Genomic DNA, 21,529 nt, shown 5'->3' with positions numbered 1-21,529 from the left:
CGGGCCGCGGCCGCCGGCCGACGCTGCGGCGCCCCCGGCCACCGTCCGGGGCGGCGTCGCGGCGCTGCTGACCGGCTGGGCGGACCGGCTCACCCACCTCCGGCGTACGGCGACCCGGGGCGAACGGCTGCTCGCCGGCACCGTGCTCGCGGTGGTGCTGATCGAGCTGGTGGTGGCGCTGCTGGCCGAGCCGAACAACTTCGACTCGCAGACCTACCACCTGCCGAAGGTGGAGCACTGGGTGGCCCAGGGCAGCCTGGAGTTCTGGCCCACCGCCATCCACCGGCAGGTGACCATCCCGCCCGGCGCGGAATACCTGCTGCTGCACCTGCGCCTGTTCACCGGCGGGGACGCCCTGCACAACCTGGTGCAGTGGGCCGCCGGGATCGGTTGCCTGCTCGCGGCCACCCGGATCACCGCCCAGCTCGGCGGTGGCCGGCGGGCCCAGCTCGTCACCGCGTTCCTGCTCGCCACCACGCCGATGGTGGCCCTCCAGGCGACCAGCACCCAGACCGACCTGGTCGCCGCCGCCTGGGCCGCCTGCGCCGCCACCCTGGTGCTGGACGGTCTGCGCCGCCGGGCCGGCCTGACCGACGCGCTGGCGCTCGGCGCGGCCACCGGCCTGACCGCGCTGACCAAGACCAGCGGGCTGATCGCCGTCGGGCCGCTGCTGCTGCTCTGGGGCCTGGCCCAGCTCCGCCTGGCCCGCCGCCCCGCAGAGGGCGTCGCCGACCGGGCGACGCCGACCGGGGCCCGGCAGGTGGCCCGGACGGTGGGCGGTTCACTGCTGGTGCTGCTGGTCGCGGCGACGGTGGTGGGGCCGTTCCTGGCCCGGGAGACGGCCGAGTTCGGCCACCCGTTGGGGCCGCCCCGACTGCGGGAGTCCATCCCGATGGAACGGCACGACCCGGCCGCCGTGCTGGTCAACGCGCTGCGGATCGGGCACACCGCGTTCGACACCCCGCTGGCCCCGCTGCGCGCCGGCACCGCCTCGGCCATCATGGACGGCTCCCGGGCGATCGGCGTCGACCCGCAGGACCGGGCCATCACGTTCGGCCGGGAGGTCTTCCCGGTGCCCGCCTGGTATCCCGACGAGGACCGGGTGGCCTTCCCGCTGGTCGGGGCGCTGGCGCTGATCGGGGCGGTCGTCGCGCTGACCCGGCCCCGCCGGGTCGTCCCCGGTCGGTCGGGGGTGCTGCGGGCGTACGCGGGGGTGGTGGTGGGCGCGGTGGTCCTGCACACCGCGATGATCAAGTGGCAGCCGTGGGGGAACCGGCTGCTGCTGTACGCGCTGGTGCTGGCCGTACCCCTGGCGGGGCTCTGGGTCGACGCGGTGCTGCGGCGGCGGGCCGGGGCGGGCCGCCGGTCGGTGGCCGCCGGGTTGGTGGTGACCGTGCTGGCCACCTCCGCGCTGGCCGGCGTGCTGGCCCTGTCCTACGGCTTCCCCCGCCGGCTGGTCGGCGCGGGTTCGGTCTTCACCACCACCGAGTGGGACACCCGGTTCCTGCGCCGGCCGCAGTGGGCCGACGAGTTCCGCTGGGCCGCCTCGGCGGTACGGGCCAGCGACGCCCGACGGATCGGCCTGGTGCAGCAGAACGACAACTGGGAGTACCCCTGGTGGCTGCTGCTGCGCGACGACGACGGCCGGTCGCCCGACCTGGTGGCGTTGCAGTCGGTGCTGCCGGACCGGCCGCCGGCCGACCCCACCTCGGTCGACGCGATCGTCTGCACCGGCCCCCGCACGGAGTGCGCCCGGCTCGTTCCGGCGGGCTGGACGATCGAGTACCGCGACCACGTCGGCTACGCGCTGCCCCCGACCCGCTGAGCCACGGGCAACACACGTCGGGGCCGGCGTGGTGGTCCACGCCGGCCCCGACCGGTCCCCCACGGGTCACTTCTGCTTGATCGGCACCACGATCAGCCGGGCGACGCTGGCGTCCCCGTCCCTGGCCCCGGCCACGTTGACCTTGGTGCCCACCTTCACGTCGCTGGCCTTGACGGTGGTCCGCCGCTCGACCACCCGGAGCTGGTCGCCCAGCTTCCAGGTCAGGGTGAAGCCGTCGGTGGACTTCACCGTCGCCGAGTCCCCGTCGATCGCGGTCACCTCGCCGCGCTGCACGACGACGGTCTTCGTGCCGTCCTTGGTCTGCACCACCGCCTCGCCGTGCAGGCCGTTGCGGCCCAGCTGCACCCGGGCCTGCCGGCGCTGCCGCAGCTCCTGCGCCCGCTCGCCACGCTTGCCCTTCGCCCCGGCCTGCGGGGACGGCGTGGTCGACGCGGCGGGCGCGGCGAGCAGGTCCAACTCGGCCGGGTCGAGGCCCCACGCGGCCAGCGCCAACCCCTCGACGCCCAGCGCGGCGGCCACGTCGACCGTGGCGGCCTTCGTGCCGTCCTGCGCGACCTGGGCCGTTCCGCAGCCGGCGACGCCGAACGTGAGCGCCGCGAGCAGCGAGGTGGCGGTGACGGCGATTCCCCGATGTGCCATGACTGTCCTCTCGTCCGTGATGCCACCAGCGTCGCGGCACGGGATGGGCGCGGGGTCAGGCCGATGTTCGGGTCAGGTAAGGATGGGCGGGCAGCCGGACGGTGAACGCCGCGCCCCCCTCGGCGGCGTGCCCGGCGACGATATCCCCGCCGAGCCGGCGGACCAGCCCCGCGGCCAGCGCCAGCCCCAACCCGCTGCCCACCTTCCGGAGCCCCCGGTAGCGCTGGTGCAGCGCCCCCCGCTCGAAGGCCACCGCCAGGTCGTCGTCGGTGAAACCGGGTCCGCCGTCGCGGACCTCGACCAACCCACCGGCGGTCGGGCCGGCACCGGTCGGTCGGACCGCGAGCACCACCGGCGCCCCCGGCGGTACGACCCGCAGCGCGTTCTCCAGCAGCCCGTCCACCACCTGCCTGATCCGCCCCGGATCGGTGTACGCGGGCACCGCCGCGCCCGGCGTCTCCAGCCGGAACGGCACCCCGACCGCCGCACACCGCTCCGACCAGGTGCGTTCGGCGTCGGCGGCCAGCCGGGTGAGGTCCACCGGCACCGGTTCCAGCGGGAAGTCCACCGCCTCCAGCCGGGCCAGCGCCAACAGGTCGGCGACCAGCCGGTCCAGGTGCTGCGCCTCGGCGAGCATGGTCCGGCCGGTCGCGGTGGCCTCGTCCGCGCCGATCACCCCGTCGGCGAGCGCCTCCGCCCACCCCCGGATCGCGGTCAACGGGGTCCGCAGCTCGTGCGAGACGGAGAGCAGGAACTCCCGCTGCCGGCCCTCGCTGGTGGCCAGCGCGGCGGCCAGCCCGTTCAACGCGTACGCCAGGTCGGCGACCTCGTCGGGCGGTTCGACGGGCACCCGGACGGCCCGGTCACCGGCGCGCAGCCGGGCGGCGGCGGTGGCGGCGTGCCGGATCGGCCGGGCCAGTCGACGGGCGAGCAGCAGCCCGGCCGCCGCCCCCGCGGTGAGCCCGGCCAGCAGCGGCAGCCACAGCGCGCGCAGCACCTGCCGCCACGGTCCCTGCGGGGTGCCCCGGGTCAGCACCACCCCCTCGCCGCCGGGCAGCGCCCGTCCCTCGACGAGGGTCCGTTGGCCGTTGACGAACCGGCGGCCGGAGACGTCCCGGCCGGAGGAGATCCGGTTCACCACCTGCCGGGGCAGGCCGGGGCGGTCGGCCAGCCCACCCTGGACGACGTACACCTCGATCTGCTGGTCCTTGAGCTGGCGGATCAGCCGGTCGCCGGCCGCGTCGCGCTGGCGGCTGGGGCGGACCCGGAGCACGTCGGCGGCGAGCCGGGCCTGCGCGGCCAGCGCCTCCTGGTCGCGGCGCTCCACCCCGCGTACCGCCAGGGGGACCGCGACCAGGGCGGTGACCAGCACCGACACCAGCGCCACCGCGCAGCTGACCAGCACCGCGCGGGCGGTCAGCGTGTGCAGGGACCGGCGGCGGCGCGGGGCGACGCCCCGGCGGGGAGCGGCCGACGGGGTGGGGGGTTCAGCCATTGGCGGCGTACCCGACGCCCCGGTGGGTGCGGATCACGCTGGCCGCGCCGAGCTTGGCCCGGACCTGGGCGACGTGCACGTCGACGGTACGGGTGCCGGCGTGCGCCGCGTACCCCCAGACCCCGGCCAGCAGTTCCTCCCGGGTGAAGACCCGGCCGGGACGGGCCATCAGGTGGGCGAGCAGGTCGAACTCGGTGGAGGTGAGCTGGACGGGGGTGCCGGCCGCGAGCACCGTACGCCGGGCCGGGTCGAGGGTGACCGGGCCGACGGTGCGGGGCCGGTCCGCGCCGTCGGGGGCACCTACGGTCCGCCGCAGCACCGCCCGGACCCGGGCCACCAGTTCCCGGGGGCTGAACGGTTTGGTGACGTAGTCGTCGGCGCCCAACTCCAGGCCGACGATCCGGTCGACCTCGTCGTCGCGGGCGGTGAGGAAGATGACCGGGGTCCAGTCGCCGGACTCGCGCAGCCGCCGGCAGACCTCGGTGCCGGCCAGGCCCGGCAGGGTGATGTCGAGTACGCAGGCCACCGGGCGCAGCCGGCGGGCGGCGGCCAGTCCGGCCGTGCCGTCCCGTTCCAGGTGTACGCCGAACCCGTCCCGGCCCAGGTAGAGCCGGACCAGGTCGGCGATGGCCGGCTCGTCCTCCACGACGAGGACGAGCCCACGTGGTGCGGTGGCATCGACGGTCACCGGCCCATGATGACCGACCCGGGCTCGGGCGGTGCGGACGGCCGTGTTCGGGTCAGGTAAGGAACCGGTCGGCGGGCCGGCAGCGGACGTGGGGGCGCGGCGGACGGTCAGCGGGCCGGCAGCGGGCGCAGCAGCGGGGCCGGCGCGACGGTCGGGGTGTCACCGATGGTGGCGACGACCCGTTCCTCGGGCCGGCGCAGCCGGGTCCGGAACGCGTGGTGCAGCAGCGTGTCGAGCTGCCACACCTGCTTCGGGTGCTGGGTGCGGATGACGAACCGCTCCCGCGCCCCGTCGATCGCGGTGGCGGCCAGCTCGACGGCCTGCGCGCGCGGGTCGGGGCTCCAGGTGACGTTGCTCAGCTCCCGCAGCTCGGTGTTGAGGTGCAGGCGCAGCCGGTGCAGCACCCGGGTCTGCCGGGTCACCACCAGCCGGCGGTGGGTGAGCAGCAGGAGGTAGTCGCCGTCGACCGGGCGGTCGGGGCGGGCGCACCGGGCGACCAGGATGGTGGCGTCCCCCGACCCGACGCACTGGCGGAAGACCGGCATGTGCCGGCTCACCGTCTGGACCGCCAGCCCGGTCTCGGCGGCGGCCGGGAGGAAGGTGCGCGAGAAGACGTCCATACCTGGCCAACGAGCCGTGAGCGGGGGTGATGTGGGTCACTGTCGACTTTTGGAACTTCCACTCCCCCGGGTCGCACCACCGGTGCGTCTTTTCCGTACCGACGACCCGACCCGGGGGGCTCGGAGGTCACACCGGCATCGGCGCGAACAGTTCACCGAGCCAGCCCGGCACCGCGTCGGCGTACTCGGCGCGGGTCGGGTCGGTGGTGGCCAGCGCCCGCCGCCAGGACAGCGCCCGGCTCACCGTGGTCACCCGTACGGCCAGCCCGGCGGCCTCCCGCAGGGCTGCCCGGTCGTGGCGGTCGGTCCACGCCTCCAGGTAGGCGTCCCGCAGCCGCAGCAGCACCGGATCCCCCTCGGGCAGCGAGTAGGTGTGCGCCACCGACCGCAGGGTCACCAGCAGGGTGCCGAACGGGTGCGCCACGGAGGCGTCGCCCCAGTCGAAGAAGCGGTAGCCGTCGGCGGCGAACACGTTCCCGTCGTGCAGGTCGTCGTGCTGCACGCTGGCCGGGATGCCGGTGTCGGCGAGCCGCCCGCAGTCCTCGGCGAAGCGCGGCTGGTACGCCCGCAGCCGCTCGTAGGTCGCCGCGTCCAGCCCACCGTCGTCGCTCCCGGCACCGTCGCCGTCGTCCCCGGCGGCCGTGCGGGTGTCGGGGGCGTCGTGTCCGGGGTCGAGGAGCAGGGCGGCCCGGTCGTCGAGCAGGTCGGCGAGCAGGGCCGGCAGGGCCGCCGGCCGCTGGTCGGGCACGCCGAGCGCGACGAGTTCGTCGGCCCGGGGCGTCACCGTCCGTTGGAGATCGGCGTAGGCGACCAGCACGTCGGCCCACCGGGCCGGATCGGGTTCGGCCAGGTCACGCAGGGACGGGCCACCGTGGGGCAGCAGCGACCAGCCCCGCGCGGGGTCCACGGCCACTGGATCGAGCACCCGCCCGGGGACGTGCCGGGGCAGCTCGGCCAGCAGCACCGCCTCGTACGCCGTGCCGGGGTTGTTCGCCTTGAACCAGTACGGCCCGGCGTCGGTGGGCACCCGCCAGACCAGCGACCAGGGGCGTTGCCGGGCCTCGACCGGGCCGGTGACCCGCCGGCCGTGCCGGTCGAGCTGCCCGGTCACCCAGTCCAGCGCGGTGGCCCGCCACTGCGGGTCGGCCCACCCGGGGGCCACAGAGACGATCGTCACGCCGCGCAGATTAGGCCACCCACCCGCCCCGACACCCGTCATTTTCCGGCCGGGCGGGATCGCAATGGGGCCGATGTAGCGGCATCAAGGCCACCCGGACACCGCAACCTCGACCCCGTTGCGGGGCGCGCCGGCGGGCGGGGCGCGCGGGCGGGCGTCGTCAGAGGAGTTCGAGGATGGTGGCGTTGGCCATGCCGCCGCCCTCGCACATGGTCTGCAGGCCGTACCGGAGGTCGTTGTCCCGCATGTGCTGGAGCATCGTCGTCATGATCCGGGCACCGGACGCGCCGAGCGGGTGCCCCAGCGCGATCGCCCCGCCGCGCGGGTTCAACCGCTCCGGATCGGCCTCGGTCTCGGCGAGCCAGGCCAGCGGCACCGGGGCGAACGCCTCGTTCACCTCGTACACGCCGATCTCCTCGATGCCCAGGCCGGCGCGGCGCAGCACCTTCGCGGTGGCCGGGATGGGGGCGGTGAGCATGGCGACCGGGTCGTCGGCGGCGACCACGGCGGTGTGCACCCGGGCCAGCGGGCGCAGGCCGTGCCGGCTGGCCCACTCGCTGGTGGTGACAGCGAGCGCGGCGGCACCGTCGGAGATCTGCGACGCGGACCCGGCGGTCACCACCCCGTCGGCGCGGAACGGGGTCTTCAGCTCGCCGAGCGCGGCGAGGGAGGTGTCCCGGCGGATGCCCTCGTCGGCGGCGAACGAGCGGCCGTCGCTCAGTGGCACCGGGGCCAGCTCGGGGTCGAACGCCCCGGCGTCCTGCGCGGCGGCGGCCTTCTCGTGGCTGGCCAGGGCGAACTCGTCGAGCTGACTGCGGGAGAAGCGCCACCGGGCGGCGATCAGCTCGGCGCCGACCCCCTGGTTGAACGGGAGCGGCTGGTCGTCGGCGAAGCCCTCGACGCCCCGGTAGCGGGCCCGGATGCGGTCGCTGAACGGCATGCCGTCGCCGACGCTGGACCCCATCGGCACCCGGGTCATCGACTCGACACCACCGGCCACCACCAGGTCGGCCTGCCCGGAGACGACCGTCGCGGCGGCGAAGTGCAGGGCCTGCTGGCTGGAACCGCACTGCCGGTCGAGGGTGGTGCCGGGCACCGACTCGGGCCAGCCGGCGGCGAGCACGGCGTTGCGGGCCACGTTCCAGGACTGCTCGCCGACCTGGGACACGCAGCCCCAGACCACCTCGTCGACCTGGCCGGGATCGATGCCGGTGCGGTCGGCGAGGGCGCGCAGCACGTGCGCCGACAGGTCGACCGGGTGCACCTCGGCCAGGCCGCCCTTGCGTCGCCCGACCGGGGTACGCACCGCACCGACGATGACTGCGTCACTCATGACTACTCCCCGGTAACTTCGGCTGTGTCGATACTACGTCGCCGACCGCCGGTCCGCCCCCCGCGTCGCCGGGGCCGGCCCGGCGCGGCTGGCATGCTGGGACGGTGCATCCACCAACGTCTCCGGCCCGTCAGTGGCGGGTCCCCCCGGCGGTCCCGGCGGTGAAGCTGGCCGGCGCGGTCGGGCTGGTCGCCCTCGGACTGCTGCTCGCCGACGGCGACCCGGTCCGGCTGGCGCTGGCCGTCGCCGCTGCCGTGGGCCTGGCCGCCTGGGCGGTACGCGACCTGCTCGCCCCGGTCCGGCTCGCGGTCGACGCCGCCGGGATCACCGTCGTCCGGGGGTACGCCGGGCGGCGGCACCTGCCGTGGGAAGCGGTGGAGGCGGTCACCGTGGACCGGCGGACCCGGTTCGGGCTGACCGGCGAAACGTTGGAGATCGACGCGGGCGAGACCCTGCACCTGCTCGGCCGCTCCGACCTGGGCGCGCCCCCGGCCGAGGTGGCCGAGGCGGTCCGGGCCGCCCGCCCCTGACCGACCCCGACGGGGCCGACGTAGCGGTATCCGGTCGACCCCGACACCGCCACATCGGCGCATCAGCGGCAGGGCCGGGTCAGCCGAGCAGCATCACCGTACGGACGATCACCAGGCCGAGCAGCGCGAGCAGGATGACCCCCGCACCGGCCGCCTGGAACACCGAACGCCGCATCCGGGGGGCGTACGCCAGCACGAGCGCCATCAGCGCCCCGACGAGCAGCCCGCCGACGTGGCCCGGGATGGAGATGCCCGGCACGGTGAACGTGAAGATCAGGTTGATCACCAGGATCGGCAGGATCGCCGAGGTGTCCCGGCCGAGCCGGCGCATCAGCACGAAGACCGCCGCGAACAGCCCGAAGATCGCCGTCGAGGCACCGGCCGAGGCGGTGTTGGGGCTGCTGAACAGGTAGGCCGCGACGTTGCCGCCGAGACCGGCCATCAGGTAGAGGCCGAGGAAGCGCAGCGGCCCGAGCAGTGCCTCCAGCTCCCGTCCCAGCACCCAGAGCGCCCACATGTTGAGCAGCAGGTGCACCACGCCGTAGTGCAGGAACATCGCGGTGACCAGCCGGTACCACTCGCCGGAGGCGACGCCGTGCGCCTCGCCGAACGGCACGTACGAGGCGTAGCTGAGCACCGAACCCCACTGGGTCAGCGGGGTTCCGCCACCGAGCAGGCCGCCGAAGCCTGAGCCGCCGATCAGCGAGTCGCCGCCCCGGTCACTGAGCACCGAGACGATCATCACCAGCACGTTCAGCGCGATCAGGGTGCGGGTGACCAGGCCGCGACGGCCGGCGGCACCGCCACCGAAGGCGGTACGCGCCGGCCGTACGCTGCGGCGTCCCTCGTTCACGCACTCCGGGCACTGGTGGCCGACGGGAGCGTCCCGCATGCAGTCCGGGCAGATCGGCCGGTCGCAGCGGGAGCACCTGAGGTACGTCTCCCGGTCGGAGTGGCGGTAGCAGACCGGGGTGGTCGGCACCGACCCGCCGGTGGCGTCGCCGGCCGGCCCGGAGCGTTCAGTCATGCGTGCAAAGGTACCTCGCAGCCGCGGTCAGGCCCCGGTACGCTCGATCTCGACCCGCTCGATCACCACGTCCTGCAACGGCCGGTCGCTCGGGCCGGTGGGGGTGTTGGCGATCGAGTCCACCACCTTCGCCGACTGCTCGTCGGCCACCTGGCCGAAGATGGTGTGCCGGTTGTTCAGGTGCGGGGTCGCCCCGACGGTGATGAAGAACTGCGAGCCGTTGGTGCCCGGCCCGGCGTTCGCCATCGCCAGCAGGTACGGCCGGTCGAAGCGCAACTCCGGGTGGAACTCGTCGGCGAACGTGTAACCCGGGCCACCCCGGCCGGTGCCGGTCGGGTCACCCATCTGGATCATGAAGCCGCTGATCACCCGGTGCGAGATGGTGCCGTCGTAGTACGGCCCGTTGCCCGGCTGACCGGTGCGGGGATCGGTGTATTCCTTGTTGCCCTCGGCCAGGTCGACGAAGTTACGAACCGTCTTCGGAGCGTGATTGCCGAAGAGTTCCAGCCGGATCGGGCCAGCGTTGGTGTGCAAGGTGGCGTAGACAGCCTCGGCCACGGGTACTCCTCACTCGTTGGTCAGTTCCATGCGGATCCTCCCATGTGCCCCATCTGGCAGTGCGGAGGCATCCGTTGGTGGAGGATGACGAAGGAACAACTCCCAGGAGGTGGGACCGTGTTTGGAATCGGGCGGCGCAAGACCCAGGGGCAGCTGGCAAAGGTGGAGCTGCACCAGGGCATCGGTCACCTGAGGCAGGCCGCCACGCACGCGGCGAAGGGTGCCGGCGCCACGGTCGGCCCACGGGTCCAGGCGGCCCGCAGCGCCGTCGCGCCGACCGCGGTCGTGGTGCGGGACCGGGCCTCCAGCGGCCTGGCGACGACGGCCGCGGCGCTCGCCCCGGTGGCCCTGGCGGTGCGCAACGCCCAGGCCGAGGCCGCCGGCAAGGCGGTGGCCGGCAAGAAGGCCGCCGCCGCCAAGCAGGCCAAGGTGACCAAGAAGATCAAGGCGAAGAGCCCGAAGGCCCGGAAGCGGAAGCGGACCTCGCGCGGCATGATGGCCGGCCTGCTGGTCGCCGGCACGGTGGCCGGGGTGGCCGGCGCGATGGCCCTGCGTCGCCGCCGTGAGCAGCAGGAGTGGGCCGAGTACGACCCGACCCGCAGCATCGGCACCGCCCCCGTCCCGCCGGCCGCCGGTGCCGGCACCGCCTCGGCCGCCGCCGGTGCCTCCACCGCCTCGGCCGCCACCGGCGTCGACGCCCCCCGCGACGACGTCGACATCCTGGTGGTCGAGACCCCGTCGGCGGGCGGCACCACGCCCACCGGTTCGGCCACCCCGGCCACCGGCGTCGGCAGTTCCGCCGTGGCGGCCGGCACCCCGGCCGGCAAGCCGGTGATCCACCCGAACGACAAGGTCCCCTCGGTCGCCGAGGGTGCCACCGACGTCTCCGGCCGGCCGGCCGACGACCTCGGCAAGGCGCTCGACACCGGGAAGACCACGTCCAGCACCCGGCGCTGATCCCCCGCACCTCGTCGGCGGCGCGGTGACGACCCCCGGTCGTCCCGCGCCGCAGCCGGCTTCCGGCCCCCGGCGGGGTCCGGGCTACCCGGCACGCCGACGCGCCGCCCGTAACCGGAGCCCCCGGCACGGTACGGCCCGCCACCGGCATCAGACCCGCCCCGGGCTGCGACCCCCACGACAACGTAAGGATTTTTCAGGGTTCTCCCCGACCGTTACGGGCTCACCCGGCGGGCGTCCGGCTCCTACAGTGCTCGTATGTCGCCGACCACCGACCCGGAGCGTCCGGCTGCGGAGCCGAGCGGCGCTCCCTCGACGGGGCGCCGGGACCAGTCCGCCGAGCGCCCGGCCGGGCGTGACCGGGCGCTGTCCCGGCGGCGGGTGCTCTCCGGCACCGCCGCGGCCCTGGCCGGCGCCGGGGTGGCGCTGACCGGCGAGTTCGGGTATGCGGAGGCGACCGCCGACAGCAAACTGCCCGTCTACGGCGGGTACGCCGCCACCGTGCACGCCGACCGGCGCACCCCGCCCCGGTCGTCCCGGGTCGACGTGGTGTGGAGCGTGGACACCACCCGCCGGCTGATCGCGCTCACCTTCGACGACGGGCCCGCACCGAACTGGACCCCCCGGGTGCTGTCGATCCTCGCGCAGACCGACACCCCGGCCACGTTCTTCATGGTCGGCCGCCGTGCCCGCGAGTACGGCCGGCTGGTGGCGCACCGGCTCGACGGTCACGAGATCGGCAACCACACCTGGGCCCACCAGGACCTCGCGAAGATGACCTACGAGCAGGCGTGCACCGCGATCAGCCGGGCGCACAACGAGCTGACCCGGCTCTGCGGCCGGGAGCCCACCCTGCTCCGCCCGCCGTACGGGCACCTCGCCGGCAGCACCCTGCTCGCCGCCAACGACCTCGGCTACCAGGTGGTCCTGTGGAACCGGCAGATGCTCGAATCCCGGTTCACCCAGAATCCGGACGGCCTGGTCGACTACGTCGTCGACTCCTGTGAGCCGGGCACCATCCTGCTCGCCCACGACACCGGGCCGGCGGACCGGCTGGTCGCGATCCGGGGGCTGGCCGCGATGATCATCGGGCTGCGGCGGCGGGGCTTCGAGTTCGTCACCGTCTCCGAGCTGATGGCGGCGGCCACCCCGGCAGCCGTCCCGGCCCACTGACCGGGCGTCGGTCAGAGCCAGCCGTTGCGGCGGAACCACCGGTAGAGCGCCAGCGAGATGGCGAGCATCAACGCGAGCACCCCCGGATAGCCGTACGTCCATTTCAGCTCGGGCATGTTCTCGAAGTTCATGCCGTAGACGCCGGCGAACGCGGTCCACACCGCCGCGATGGCCGCCCACGCGGCGATCTTGCGCATGTCGTTGTTCTGGTCGACGGTGACCTGCGCCAGCCGGGCCTGGAGGATCGAGTTGAGCAGGTCGTCGTAGGAGTTGACCTGCTCGACGGTGCGGCTGAGGTGGTCCTGCACGTCGCGGAAGTACCGCCGTACCTCCTGCGGCACCTCGCGGTTGACCTGCGCGGTCAGCGTCATCAGCGGCCGTTGCAGCGGGATCACCGCCCGCTTGAACTCCACCAGTTCCCGCTTCATCTGGTAGATCCGCTGGATCCGCCCGCTGCCCTGCCGGTCGAAGACGTCGGCCTCCAGCACGTCGAGGTCGTCCTCCAACTGGTCGGCCACCTCCAGGTAGAGGTCCACCACCCGGTCGGTGATCGCGTACGCCACCGCCCACGGCCCGTGCCGCAGCAGGTCCCGCTTGGCCTCCAGGTCGGCCCGGACGGGCGACAGCCGGCAGGCGTCCCCGTGCCGGACGCTGATCAGGAAGTTCGGCCCGATGAAGAGCATCACCTGGCCGGTCTCCACCACCTCGGAGGTCTCGGTCAGCTCGGTGTGCTCGCAGTAGCGGGCCGTCCGCAGCACCAGGAAGCTGACCTCGCCGAAGCGTTCCAGCTTGGGCCGCTGCTGGGCCTTCACCGCGTCCTCGACGGCCAGTTCGTGCAGGCCGTACGTCTCGGCGATGGCGGTCATCTCGGCCAGTTCCGGTTCGTGCAGCCCGAGCCAGACGAACCCGTCGCGCTCGTCGCGGGCGGCGGCCAGCGCCTCGGCGTACCGCCACTGGCCGGGGCGGCGTTCGCCGTCGACGTAGAGGCCGCAGTCGACCACCCCGCTGCGCCCCGGGCCGGCGGGCGCGGGGGTACGGGGGGAGCCGTCGGCGTTGAGGATGCGGGACATCGCGCGCACCGGGGACACCCAGGCGCGGGGGTTCAGCACCCGACCGCCGTGGGGTGTCGCCGACCGCTCCCGTGCCGCCCGGTCCGTCATGGCGTTCCCCCTCCCGGGTGTCCTGCTGCGGCTTGCAGGCTACGCCGCCGCCGGGGGTGGCGGGTGTGGGCGCCGGGCGGGTCGGGCCGCGTTCAGGGGGGTGAGGGGGCGACCCGACCCACCCGGCACCGCTGGGGGCGGGGGTAATGCTGCCGCGTCGATCAACCGTTCGGCGGGAACAACCGGGTCACCGGCCGAACGTGAGTGACGCTCGCAGCATTGTGGGTCGCCGGGCCGGTCGAGGGGAGCCCTCGACCGGCCGACGTCGTACTTTTGTCAGAAACCCGACAGATATTTCAGCCGCGGACGGCTGCCACCGCGTCCGCGAGCCGGCGCACACCCTCGTCGATCCGGTCCGCGGTCACCGCGGAGAAGGCCAGCCGCAACGCGTGCCGCCCACCGTCGACCATGAAGTCGCTGCCCTTGACCACGGCGACACCCCGCTCGGCGGCGGCCGGGGCCAACCGGTCCACGTCCACGTCCTCGGGGAACTCCACCCAGAGGAAGTAGCCGCCGTCCGGCTCGACGAAGGTCACCTCCGGCAGGTGCCGGCGCAGCGACTCGGCCAGCACCCCGGCCCGCTCGCCCAGCGCCGACGACACCGTGGTGATCGACCGCTGGATGTCACCCGAGACGCAGAACTGGTGGACGATCGCCTGCGACACCATGCCCGGCGAGATGTAGAGGCTGGTCGCCGTCTTGGCGATGTCGGCGATCAGGCTCGCCGGCCCGACCAGGTAACCGACCCGGACGCCGGGGCAGACGGTCTTGGTGAAGCTCGACGCGTGCACCACCACGCCCCGGGTGTCCATCGACAGCATCGACGGCAGCGGCTCGCCCCGGAACCGGATGTCGGCGTACGGGTCGTCCTCGAAGATGGTGAAGCCGTACTCGGCGGCAAGATCGAGCAGCTCACGGCGCTTGTCCAGGGAGAGGGTCACCCCGGCCGGGTTCTGGTAGTTCGGGATCACGTGGGCCAGCCGGGGGCGTACCCCGGACTCCAGCAGCTTGCGCAGCTCGGCGGTGTCCAGGCCGTCCGGCTCGATGCCCACGCCGTGGATCTCGCCGCCCATCCGCTGGAGGTTGAGCAGCGTCCGGTCGTACGTGGGACGCTCCACCACCACGGCGTCCCCGCGCCGGACCAGGTGGTCGAAGAGGAACGCGTCGGCCTGGAGCGAGCCGTTGGTGACCAGCACCTGATCCGCCTCGACGCCGTGCTTCTCGGCGATCCACTTCCGCAGGGGGGGGTAACCCACGGAGGTGCCGTAGGCGGTGACCCCGGCGGGGTCGGCGTCGAAGGCACGGACGGCGGCGGCCTTCAGCCCCTCGACATCCACGATGTCCAGCGAGGGCGCGCCACGGGCGAACGAGATCAGCTGCTCGGCGGTCATGCGCACGAGCCTAGGGCCTGTCCGGGCCGGTCCGGCCGGCATACACGCCAAGTTCAACATGCGGGCACGCCGCACGGGGCGGTAAGGGTCGAACCGGTCGACTCCGGTGCAGGTCGGGACGGGACCGGGCATCGGCGCGGCCGGCCCGCGCTCGCTACTGTCGAAGCGTGCCCACCGAGCCCCTCCGCAGCGCCGGCGCGTTGATCACGGACGATGGCGTCGAGCTGGCACCGCACCGCTTCGCCGGGCTGGTCGCCCCGGCGGTCGAGCGGGCGTTCGTCGCCGGGATGCTCGCCGGCCGCGACGGCGGCGGCGCCGAACTGAGCCAACGGTACGGCGGGCCCGCCGCCACCGGCTTCCTGGTGGAGTTCCGCACCCGGCTCGCCGCGCCGGGCGGCACCGTCGACCGGGCCGGCTTCGCCGCCGTCAACCGCTACCGCGACCCGGCCACCTGCCAACGGGCGCTGGACAAACAGGTCGCCCACGGCACGATCGCCCGCCGGCCCGACGGCGGGATCACCGCCACCGAACGCGGCGTCGACTTCCTCACCGAGCTGTACCAGGTGCACGCCGAGGTGACCGAGGAACTGTGGGCCGGGCACGACGACCGGGTGCGCCGGCTCGTCGAGGCGTACGGGCGGGTGGTGGCGTACGCGGTGCTGCTGGCCGGGGAGCCGGACGCCGGGCCGGGGCCCGCGTTCGCGGCGGTGGCCCCGCCGTACGAGCCGGACGGCACCCCGCCGGGCGTGCTGCTGCTCAACCGGATCGGCGCGCTGCGGTACCACCGGGCCGACGCGTACGCCGACGCGTGGACCGCCGCCGGGCACACCGCCGGCAGCATCGGCAAGCTGCCGGACGGGCCGGAACGGCGGGCCATCGAGCTGGAGACCGACCGTCGGGCGGCCGGCCCGTACGCGACGCTGACCGCCGACGAGCGGCTGGGCGTGCTCGCCGACCTGGCCGCCCTGCCCGGCTGAACCCCCGGCCGGCCCGGGTGAACTCCCGGTTGGCGGCGGCCGGCCGGTCACGCGGGGCTATCCTCCACGGTGACCTGGAGTCGTACGAGGGAGGCCCCGCATGATCGGGATGGTGCTCGCGGCCGGTGCGGGACGCCGACTGCGCCCGTACACCGACACCCTGCCCAAGGCGTTGGTGCCGGTGGACGGTGAGACCACCATCCTGGACATCGCGCTGCGCAACCTGGCCGAGGTGGGGCTCACCGAGATCGTGATCGTGGTCGGCTACGCCGCCGACGCGGTCGTGCAGCGGCAGGCGGCCCTTCAGGAGAAGTACGGCGTCACCCTCACCCTGGTGCACAACGACAAGGCCGAGGAGTGGAACAACGCCTACTCGCTGTGGCTGGCCCGGGAGCACTTCGCCCGGGGCGTGCTGCTGGTCAACGGCGACACCGTGCACCCGGTCAGCGTGGAGAAGACCCTGCTCGCCGAGCGCGGGCCGGGCATCCTGCTCGCCGTCGACACCCTCAAGGCGCTGGCCGACGAGGAGATGAAGACCACCTTCGACGCCGCCGGCCAGCTCACCCGGATCACCAAGCTGATGGACCCCGGCGAGGCGTACGGCGAGTACATCGGCGCGACGCTGATCGAGCCGCAGGTGGCCGGGGCGCTCGCCGACGCGCTGGAGGCGACCTGGCGACGCGACCCGAACCTCTACTACGAGGACGGCTACCAGGAGTTCGCCGACCGGGGCGGCGAGGTGCGGGCCGCGCCGATCGGGGACGTCTCCTGGGTCGAGGTCGACAACCACGACGACCTGACCCGGGCGCGGGAGATCGCGTGCCGCTACTAGCCCGTACCATCCTGACCCCGCTGCACATCGACGTGCGGCGCGGCGCGGTCGCCGACCTCGCCACCATCCTCGCCGACGGGCGGATCTCCGCCGGGGGTGACGTGGCGGTGGTGGTCGGCCCCGGTCAGGGCGGGCAGATCGCCGACCTGCTGCGGCCGTCGCTGCGTTCGGCGGACGTGTTCACCGTGGCCGGCGGCACCCTCGACGCCGCCGACGAGTTGGGCGGCAAGCTCCGCGAGCGGTCGTACGACGCGGTGGTCGGCATCGGCGGCGGCAAGACCATCGACGTGGCGAAGTACGCGGCCACCCGACGCGGCCTGCCGATGGTGACCATGGCGACCAGCCTCGCCAACGACGGCATCGCCTCCCCGGTGGCCAGCCTGATCACCGGCGGCATCAAGGGCTCCTACGGGGTGCACATCCCGATCGCGGTGATCGTCGACCTCGACTTCGTGGCGGCCGGCCCCGACCGGCACAACCGGGCCGGCATCGGCGACGTGGTCAGCAACATCAGCGCCCTGGCCGACTGGGAACTGGCCCGCCAGGTACGCGGCGAACCGGTCGACGGACTCGCCGCCTCGCTGGCCCGGATGGGCGCGGAGGCGGTGCTCGCGCACGGCGGCGACATGAGCGACGACGCGTTCGTCACGGTGCTGGCCGAGGCGCTGATCTCCAGCGGCCTGGCGATGGCCGTATGCGGCAGCAGCCGACCGGCCAGCGGCGGCTGCCACGAGATCATGCACGCGGTCGACGCCCTCTTCCCCGGCACCTCGTCGCACGGCGAACTGGCCGGCCTCGGCGCGCTGTTCTGCACGTTCCTGCGCGGTGACCAACGGCGCTTCGCCGAGATGTCGGCCTGCCTCGCCCGGCACCGGCTGCCCCGGCACCCCGCCGACGTGGGGCTCACCGACGACCAGTTCGTCGAGGCGGTGCAGTTCGCCCCGGCCACCCGCCCCGACCGGTACACCATCCTGGAGCACCTGGCCATGTCGGTTACCGAGACGCGGGAGCGGCTGGCAGACTACGCCGGTGCACTCCGCGACCACAGTGGCTGAACCCCGTCCCACCGTTGCCGACTTCCACCGGGTCAACCGGGGCGGCGGCCTGTTCAGCGAGTCGGTCAGCCAGTGGCTGGGTGCCGTCTTCGCCCTCGTCGCCCATCGGCTCGGGCTGCGCCCGACCGCGCTGACCATCACCAACCTGGTGCTCGGCCTGGCTGCCTCGGTGACCGTGGTGGCGCTCGCCGACCGGGTCGCCGCCGGTGCCGTCCCGGCCTGGCTGGTCGGGCTGGTCGCGCTGGTCGGCTGGCAGGTGGCGTACGCCCTGGACTGCGCCGACGGGCAGCTCGCCCGGGTGACCGGTCAGGGCAGCGCGGCCGGTGCCCGGGTCGACGTGCTCTGCGACGTGGCCGCCCAGATCGCCCTGGTCGCCGCCCTGTCCGCCACCGCCGTGGCGCAGCGCCCCTCCACGCCGACCTGGCTGGTGGCGACCTTCGCCGGCACCTGGATGGTCAACCTGGTGACCTCGGTGATGCAGTCCGGCCCGAACGCCGCCAGCATGGTCACCTCCACCTCCCTGCCGGTACGCCTGGTCAAGCTGGTCCGCGACTACGGCGCGGTGATTTTCGTGGCGGGGTTGGTGCTGATGCTGGTGCCGGCGCTGGTGTTCTGGGTGGTGGTGGCGTTCACGGTGGTCAACGGCGGGTTCCTGCTGGCCAGCATCGCCTTCTCGGCCCGCGCCTCGCTGTAGGGCCTTGCGGCGGCGTTGCCGTCACGGTCACGTAGGCGGCGCGGAACCGCGCTCCTCCGCGCGTTCTCGGCGGAGTTGTTCGAGGACGCGGGTGTCGTCTTCGAGGTCGGGGTGGTCGACCTGCCGGTCGAGGTCGACGACGTGTTCGAGTTCCTGGATCGCATGGTCGAGATCACCATCCGCCCGGAGAATATTCGCGATGTTGAATCGGGTGGCGGCTTCGCCGGCCCGGTTGCCGACTTCCCGCCGGATCGGCAGAGCCTGGCGGTAGTAGTCCAACGCCCGCTGCCGATCCCCCAGGCTGTCATACACGCCACCGATGTTGTGCAGAGTGACGGCTTCGCCGGCCCGGTCGCCGACTTCCCGCCGGATCGGCAGAGCCTGGCGGTAGTAGTCCAACGCCCGCTGCCGATCCCCCAGGCTGTCATACACGCCACCGATGTTGTGCAGAGTGACGGCTTCGCCGGCCCGGTCGCCGACTTCCCGCCGGATCGGCAGAGCCTGGCGGTAGTAGTCCAACGCCCGCTGCCGATCCCCCAGGTTTTGGTACACGCCTCCGATGTTGTTGAGGGTGGCGGCTTCGCCGGCTCGGTCGCCGACGTCTCGGATGATGGGCAGGGCCTGGTGGTAGTGGTCCAGCGCCCGCTGTCGATCCCCCAGGTCGGCGTACACACTGCCGATGTTATGGAAGGTGGCGGCTTCGCCGTCCCGGTCACCGACCTCCCGCACGATACGCAGGGCCTGGCGGAAGTGGTCCAGTGCCCGCTGTCGATCCCCTAGGTTGGCGTACACGAGGCCAATGTTGTTGAGGGCGGCTGCTTCGTTGCCCCTGTGGTCAGCCTGCCGGTACATGATCAGGGCTTGCTGGTAGTCCTCCAACGCCGGCTGGGACCGACCAGTCGCCGACCGCGCCCAACCCCGCTGGTATAGGGCATCGGCGTCCGGGCCGAGGGTCAGGGTCGCGGTGGCCATAGCCTCGACGGCGGCGAACCGCGAGGTACCCAGCCACACCTGACACACCCGGTTACCGACGTCCCGGGCGATCACCGGCTGTTGCCCGGCGACCGCGAGCCGGTGCACCTCGACCCAGCGAGCGAGGCCCCTCGGGTCAGTGGCCATCGGCGGAGTTGGGGTCGAGGACCCAGAGTTGGTAGAGGGAGCGGGCGGAGGCGGCGCACGCCTCGGTGTGTTCGTCGTCGGTGAGCAGGGGACGGACGAGGGGGTGCAGGACGTTGGAGACGAAGTAGCGCGCCTCGCGGGTCTCCGGGTCGGTGCCCTCTTCGAGCAGGCCGAGTTCGACGGCCCGTTGGAGGTGTCGGGCGGCGTCGGGGTGTGGGTGCAGGGCGTGGACGGTGGCGGCGGGGATCGGTAGTTCGACGACGTTGACCTGGGCGAGCATCCGGCGCAGTTCGAGGGGTTGGGAGTCGAGCAGGTTGTCAGCGAGGACCGTCTCCCGGCGGAACCGGTCGGCTTCGCCCTCGATGGCGGCGAGCAGGCCGTCGACGTCGAGGGCGGCGTCGCCGACGAGCCGGTTGAGCCAGTCGAGCAGCCGGGGGTTGCCCGCTGCGGCCTCGATCGCCCGGGTCCGGATGGTGGGGTTGATGATGGATTCGGGGCGCAGGTTGGTCAGGTTGGCGATCTTCTTGGTCTGCTCGACGGGGGTGAGGGTTTCCAGCGCTTCGACGGCGAGGGTGGTACCGGTCGGGGTGGGGAAGCGGTAGCGGCTGGTGATGACGACGCGGCTCGGGCTGCCGGTGTCGCGGATGGCGGCCAGCAGGGCGGGCAGGATCTCCGCTATCGCCGGGGCGAGGACCCGGCTGCCGTCGTCGCGGGTGTCGAGGTTGCCGGTCTCGAAGTCGTCGAACACGAACAGGCAGGGCGTCCCGCCGAGCGGCCCGTCGACGTCGAGCAGGTACCGCAGCCGAATCGGAAGCGGGAGCTGCTCGTTGTCGAGGAGTTTGGCGGCCTCGGTCCTCTGGTCGACGTCGTCGAAGCGGACCTTGTCGATCAGTTCGCGGAACTTGATGGCGTCGACCCGGCCGTACCAGACGGCGCGCTGGTGGGTGGGCATGCGTTCCAGGAGCCGGGAGGCGAGGCTGCTCTTGCCGAGCCCGCCCATACCGGCCAGCAGCAGGCCCTGCGCCGCGCCGGGGGTGTCTGCGGGTTGCCGCAGGACGCGCAGGCAGCGCTGGATGACCCGCCGCCGGCCGACGAACTCGGCACGGGACGCGACCCGGGACAGTTGGGTCTGCGGGTCCAGGAACTGCTGGTCGGCGGCGCGCACCTGCAACCGCTTGCGACCCCTGGTGTTCAGCGGGGTGACCAGGGGTGCCAGCGGCGACCGGTCGGCGTAGACCCGGAGCAGATGCCAGTAGCTGCTCTTCCTGTCATGGAACAGGTGGCGGCGGGCCGCGATGATGGCCCGGTCCAACGACCCGCCGTCGGCCAGGGCCTGGTAGAGCGCGGCGGCGAAGTCGGTGGCGGAGACGTCCCCGACCGGCAGCGCCCAGCCCAGCACCGCAGGGGCACCAGCCTGCACCAGGCTTTCGCTCATCGACGGGAACACGCCGCCTTCCGGGGCGTCGGCGGTGAGGCAGCCGGAGACGAACACCAGCCTCGGCCAGTGGCCCTGCATCGCCTCGGCGAGCTGGTCGGCCGTCGCCCTGGTGGGCGCACCGTACTCGTCCTCCAGCAGGAACACCGGCTGCCCACCGGCGGTGGTGGCGTGCCCGCTCAGGTGCAACACGTCGAAGTGACCCGGCCCGTAGTCGCGGCTGAGGAACCGCAGCCCCTCCAGGGTGCCGCTCTCCTCCACCACCAGATCGGTGCCGGTGCGTCGGGTCGCGGCCAGGATCGCCGCTTCCTCGGCCTCGAAGTTGAGCACCGGCTCGACACCTTCGGGCGAGGCCGCCATGAACAGCACCCGCAACGGCCGGTTGCCGGGCTCGACCGGACCGGTCGACGCCGCGTGTTCGCCGACCGCCCGGACCGGTAACAGCGGCGCCCGCCCGGCCACCGTCAGGAAGGCCCCTTCCCGTGCCAGCAACTCCCACGGTAGGTGCCGCAGCCGCTGTTCGGCGCTGATCCGCAGTGCTGCCCCGGCGGGATGGGCCAGCATCGGGGTCAGCCACCGCTCGTCGCCGTCGAGGAACTCCGCCAGCCGGGTCCCCAACTCGGCCAGCCGGGTCGCGCCGTACACCTTCTGCGCGGTGGCGTCGGTGCTGTAGTCGCGGCGTACCAGGGTGATCAGCTCGTCGACCGCGGCCCGGTCCAGGCTGCGGGTCCGGGGTGGCTGGCCGTCGGCGGACAGCCGCAGCTCGTAGTGGTTCGAGGTCTGCGCGAAGACCTCCAGGTCGAAGGTGCTCATCTGCCCATCC

At 73.6% G+C, this 21,529-nt stretch carries 20 protein-coding genes; 8 read left to right on the top strand and 12 right to left on the bottom strand.

Features of this window, described 5'->3' with window-relative positions:
• On the top strand, window positions 1–1,825 hold a 1,825-nt coding region (locus H1A17_RS10380; protein WP_194821737.1), incomplete at its 5' end, for a phospholipid carrier-dependent glycosyltransferase.
• 66 nt (window positions 1,826–1,891) lie between these two features.
• Here H1A17_RS10380 and H1A17_RS10375 read toward each other — a convergent pair.
• The 6 genes from H1A17_RS10375 to H1A17_RS10350 all read right to left on the bottom strand — a co-directional run bounded on the left by H1A17_RS10375 (window position 1,892) and on the right by H1A17_RS10350 (window position 7,798).
• Window positions 1,892–2,485 (bottom strand): hypothetical protein, encoded by a 594-nt coding sequence (locus H1A17_RS10375; protein ID WP_145922371.1) that lies wholly within the window; start codon window positions 2,483–2,485, stop codon window positions 1,892–1,894.
• 55 nt (window positions 2,486–2,540) lie between these two features.
• On the bottom strand, window positions 2,541–3,980 hold the full coding sequence (locus H1A17_RS10370) for a cell wall metabolism sensor histidine kinase WalK (RefSeq protein WP_194821736.1): 1,440 nt from the start codon (window positions 3,978–3,980) through the stop codon (window positions 2,541–2,543).
• A complete protein-coding gene (locus H1A17_RS10365; protein WP_145922373.1) occupies window positions 3,973–4,668 on the bottom strand; it encodes a response regulator transcription factor in 696 nt (231 codons plus the stop codon). The genes H1A17_RS10370 and H1A17_RS10365 overlap by 8 nt, the downstream gene beginning before the upstream one ends.
• Before the next feature lie 107 nt (window positions 4,669–4,775).
• A complete protein-coding gene (locus H1A17_RS10360) occupies window positions 4,776–5,288 on the bottom strand; it encodes a hypothetical protein (RefSeq protein WP_194821735.1) in 513 nt (170 codons plus the stop codon).
• A 127-nt stretch (window positions 5,289–5,415) separates the two neighbouring features.
• Window positions 5,416–6,465 (bottom strand): phosphotransferase, encoded by a 1,050-nt coding sequence (locus H1A17_RS10355; RefSeq protein ID WP_309236748.1) that lies wholly within the window; start codon window positions 6,463–6,465, stop codon window positions 5,416–5,418.
• Between the two features lie 160 nt (window positions 6,466–6,625).
• A complete protein-coding gene (locus H1A17_RS10350) occupies window positions 6,626–7,798 on the bottom strand; it encodes an acetyl-CoA C-acyltransferase (RefSeq protein ID WP_194821733.1) in 1,173 nt (390 codons plus the stop codon).
• Between the two features lie 104 nt (window positions 7,799–7,902).
• Here H1A17_RS10350 and H1A17_RS10345 point away from each other — a divergent pair, with 104 nt between their 5' ends.
• Window positions 7,903–8,328: a PH domain-containing protein gene (locus H1A17_RS10345; protein WP_194821732.1), complete on the top strand. Its 426-nt coding sequence runs from the start codon at window positions 7,903–7,905 to the stop codon at window positions 8,326–8,328.
• A gap of 79 nt (window positions 8,329–8,407) precedes the next feature.
• Here the strand turns inward: H1A17_RS10345 and H1A17_RS10340 are convergent, their stop codons facing one another.
• Together H1A17_RS10340 and H1A17_RS10335 are read right to left on the bottom strand one after the other, a co-directional pair.
• A complete protein-coding gene (locus H1A17_RS10340) occupies window positions 8,408–9,355 on the bottom strand; it encodes a rhomboid family intramembrane serine protease (protein WP_194821731.1) in 948 nt (315 codons plus the stop codon).
• 27 nt (window positions 9,356–9,382) lie between these two features.
• On the bottom strand, window positions 9,383–9,913 hold the full coding sequence (locus H1A17_RS10335; protein ID WP_088642360.1) for a peptidylprolyl isomerase: 531 nt from the start codon (window positions 9,911–9,913) through the stop codon (window positions 9,383–9,385).
• 84 nt (window positions 9,914–9,997) lie between these two features.
• On the opposite strand from H1A17_RS10335, the gene H1A17_RS10330 reads away from it, so the two are divergent.
• Both H1A17_RS10330 and H1A17_RS10325 read left to right on the top strand, forming a co-directional pair.
• Window positions 9,998–10,870 carry a hypothetical protein gene (locus H1A17_RS10330; RefSeq protein ID WP_194821730.1) on the top strand — a complete coding sequence of 291 codons (873 nt, stop codon included), beginning with the start codon at window positions 9,998–10,000 and terminating at the stop codon, window positions 10,868–10,870.
• Between the two features lie 258 nt (window positions 10,871–11,128).
• Window positions 11,129–12,043, top strand: coding sequence for a polysaccharide deacetylase family protein (locus tag H1A17_RS10325; protein ID WP_194821729.1), 915 nt, complete (start codon window positions 11,129–11,131; stop codon window positions 12,041–12,043).
• 11 nt (window positions 12,044–12,054) lie between these two features.
• On the opposite strand, the gene corA is transcribed toward H1A17_RS10325, so the two are convergent.
• Both corA and H1A17_RS10315 read right to left on the bottom strand, forming a co-directional pair.
• Window positions 12,055–13,203, bottom strand: coding sequence for a magnesium/cobalt transporter CorA (corA, locus tag H1A17_RS10320; RefSeq protein WP_145922381.1), 1,149 nt, complete (start codon window positions 13,201–13,203; stop codon window positions 12,055–12,057).
• Window positions 13,204–13,499: 296 nt separating this feature from the next.
• Complete coding sequence (locus tag H1A17_RS10315) at window positions 13,500–14,594, bottom strand: PLP-dependent aminotransferase family protein (protein ID WP_194821728.1); 1,095 nt, start codon at window positions 14,592–14,594, stop codon at window positions 13,500–13,502.
• 167 nt (window positions 14,595–14,761) lie between these two features.
• Between H1A17_RS10315 and H1A17_RS10310 the strand changes: the two genes are divergently transcribed.
• The 4 genes from H1A17_RS10310 to H1A17_RS10295 all read left to right on the top strand — a co-directional run bounded on the left by H1A17_RS10310 (window position 14,762) and on the right by H1A17_RS10295 (window position 18,152).
• Window positions 14,762–15,571, top strand: coding sequence for a hypothetical protein (locus H1A17_RS10310; RefSeq protein WP_309236747.1), 810 nt, complete (start codon window positions 14,762–14,764; stop codon window positions 15,569–15,571).
• 100 nt (window positions 15,572–15,671) lie between these two features.
• Window positions 15,672–16,403: a sugar phosphate nucleotidyltransferase gene (locus H1A17_RS10305; protein WP_194821727.1), complete on the top strand. Its 732-nt coding sequence runs from the start codon at window positions 15,672–15,674 to the stop codon at window positions 16,401–16,403.
• On the top strand, window positions 16,391–17,458 hold the full coding sequence (locus tag H1A17_RS10300; protein WP_145922384.1) for an iron-containing alcohol dehydrogenase family protein: 1,068 nt from the start codon (window positions 16,391–16,393) through the stop codon (window positions 17,456–17,458). Before H1A17_RS10305 ends, H1A17_RS10300 begins: the two co-directional genes overlap by 13 nt.
• Window positions 17,433–18,152: a CDP-alcohol phosphatidyltransferase family protein gene (locus H1A17_RS10295; protein WP_145922385.1), complete on the top strand. Its 720-nt coding sequence runs from the start codon at window positions 17,433–17,435 to the stop codon at window positions 18,150–18,152. The genes H1A17_RS10300 and H1A17_RS10295 overlap by 26 nt, the downstream gene beginning before the upstream one ends.
• A gap of 27 nt (window positions 18,153–18,179) precedes the next feature.
• On the opposite strand, the gene H1A17_RS10290 is transcribed toward H1A17_RS10295, so the two are convergent.
• Together H1A17_RS10290 and H1A17_RS10285 are read right to left on the bottom strand one after the other, a co-directional pair.
• Window positions 18,180–19,271: a tetratricopeptide repeat protein gene (locus H1A17_RS10290; RefSeq protein ID WP_194821726.1), complete on the bottom strand. Its 1,092-nt coding sequence runs from the start codon at window positions 19,269–19,271 to the stop codon at window positions 18,180–18,182.
• Window positions 19,261–21,519 carry a CHAT domain-containing protein gene (locus tag H1A17_RS10285; RefSeq protein WP_194821725.1) on the bottom strand — a complete coding sequence of 753 codons (2,259 nt, stop codon included), beginning with the start codon at window positions 21,517–21,519 and terminating at the stop codon, window positions 19,261–19,263. Before H1A17_RS10285 ends, H1A17_RS10290 begins: the two co-directional genes overlap by 11 nt.
• Between the last annotated feature and the right edge of the window lie 10 nt (window positions 21,520–21,529).

Origin of the sequence: Micromonospora sp. S-DT3-3-22 (genome assembly GCF_015354745.1) — a bacterium.
In the GTDB taxonomy this organism is placed as follows: Bacteria; Actinomycetota; Actinomycetes; order Mycobacteriales; family Micromonosporaceae; genus Micromonospora; species Micromonospora wenchangensis.
The sequence above is the reverse complement of the archived record's forward strand: the minus strand, read 5'-3'. Positions and strand labels throughout refer to the sequence as shown.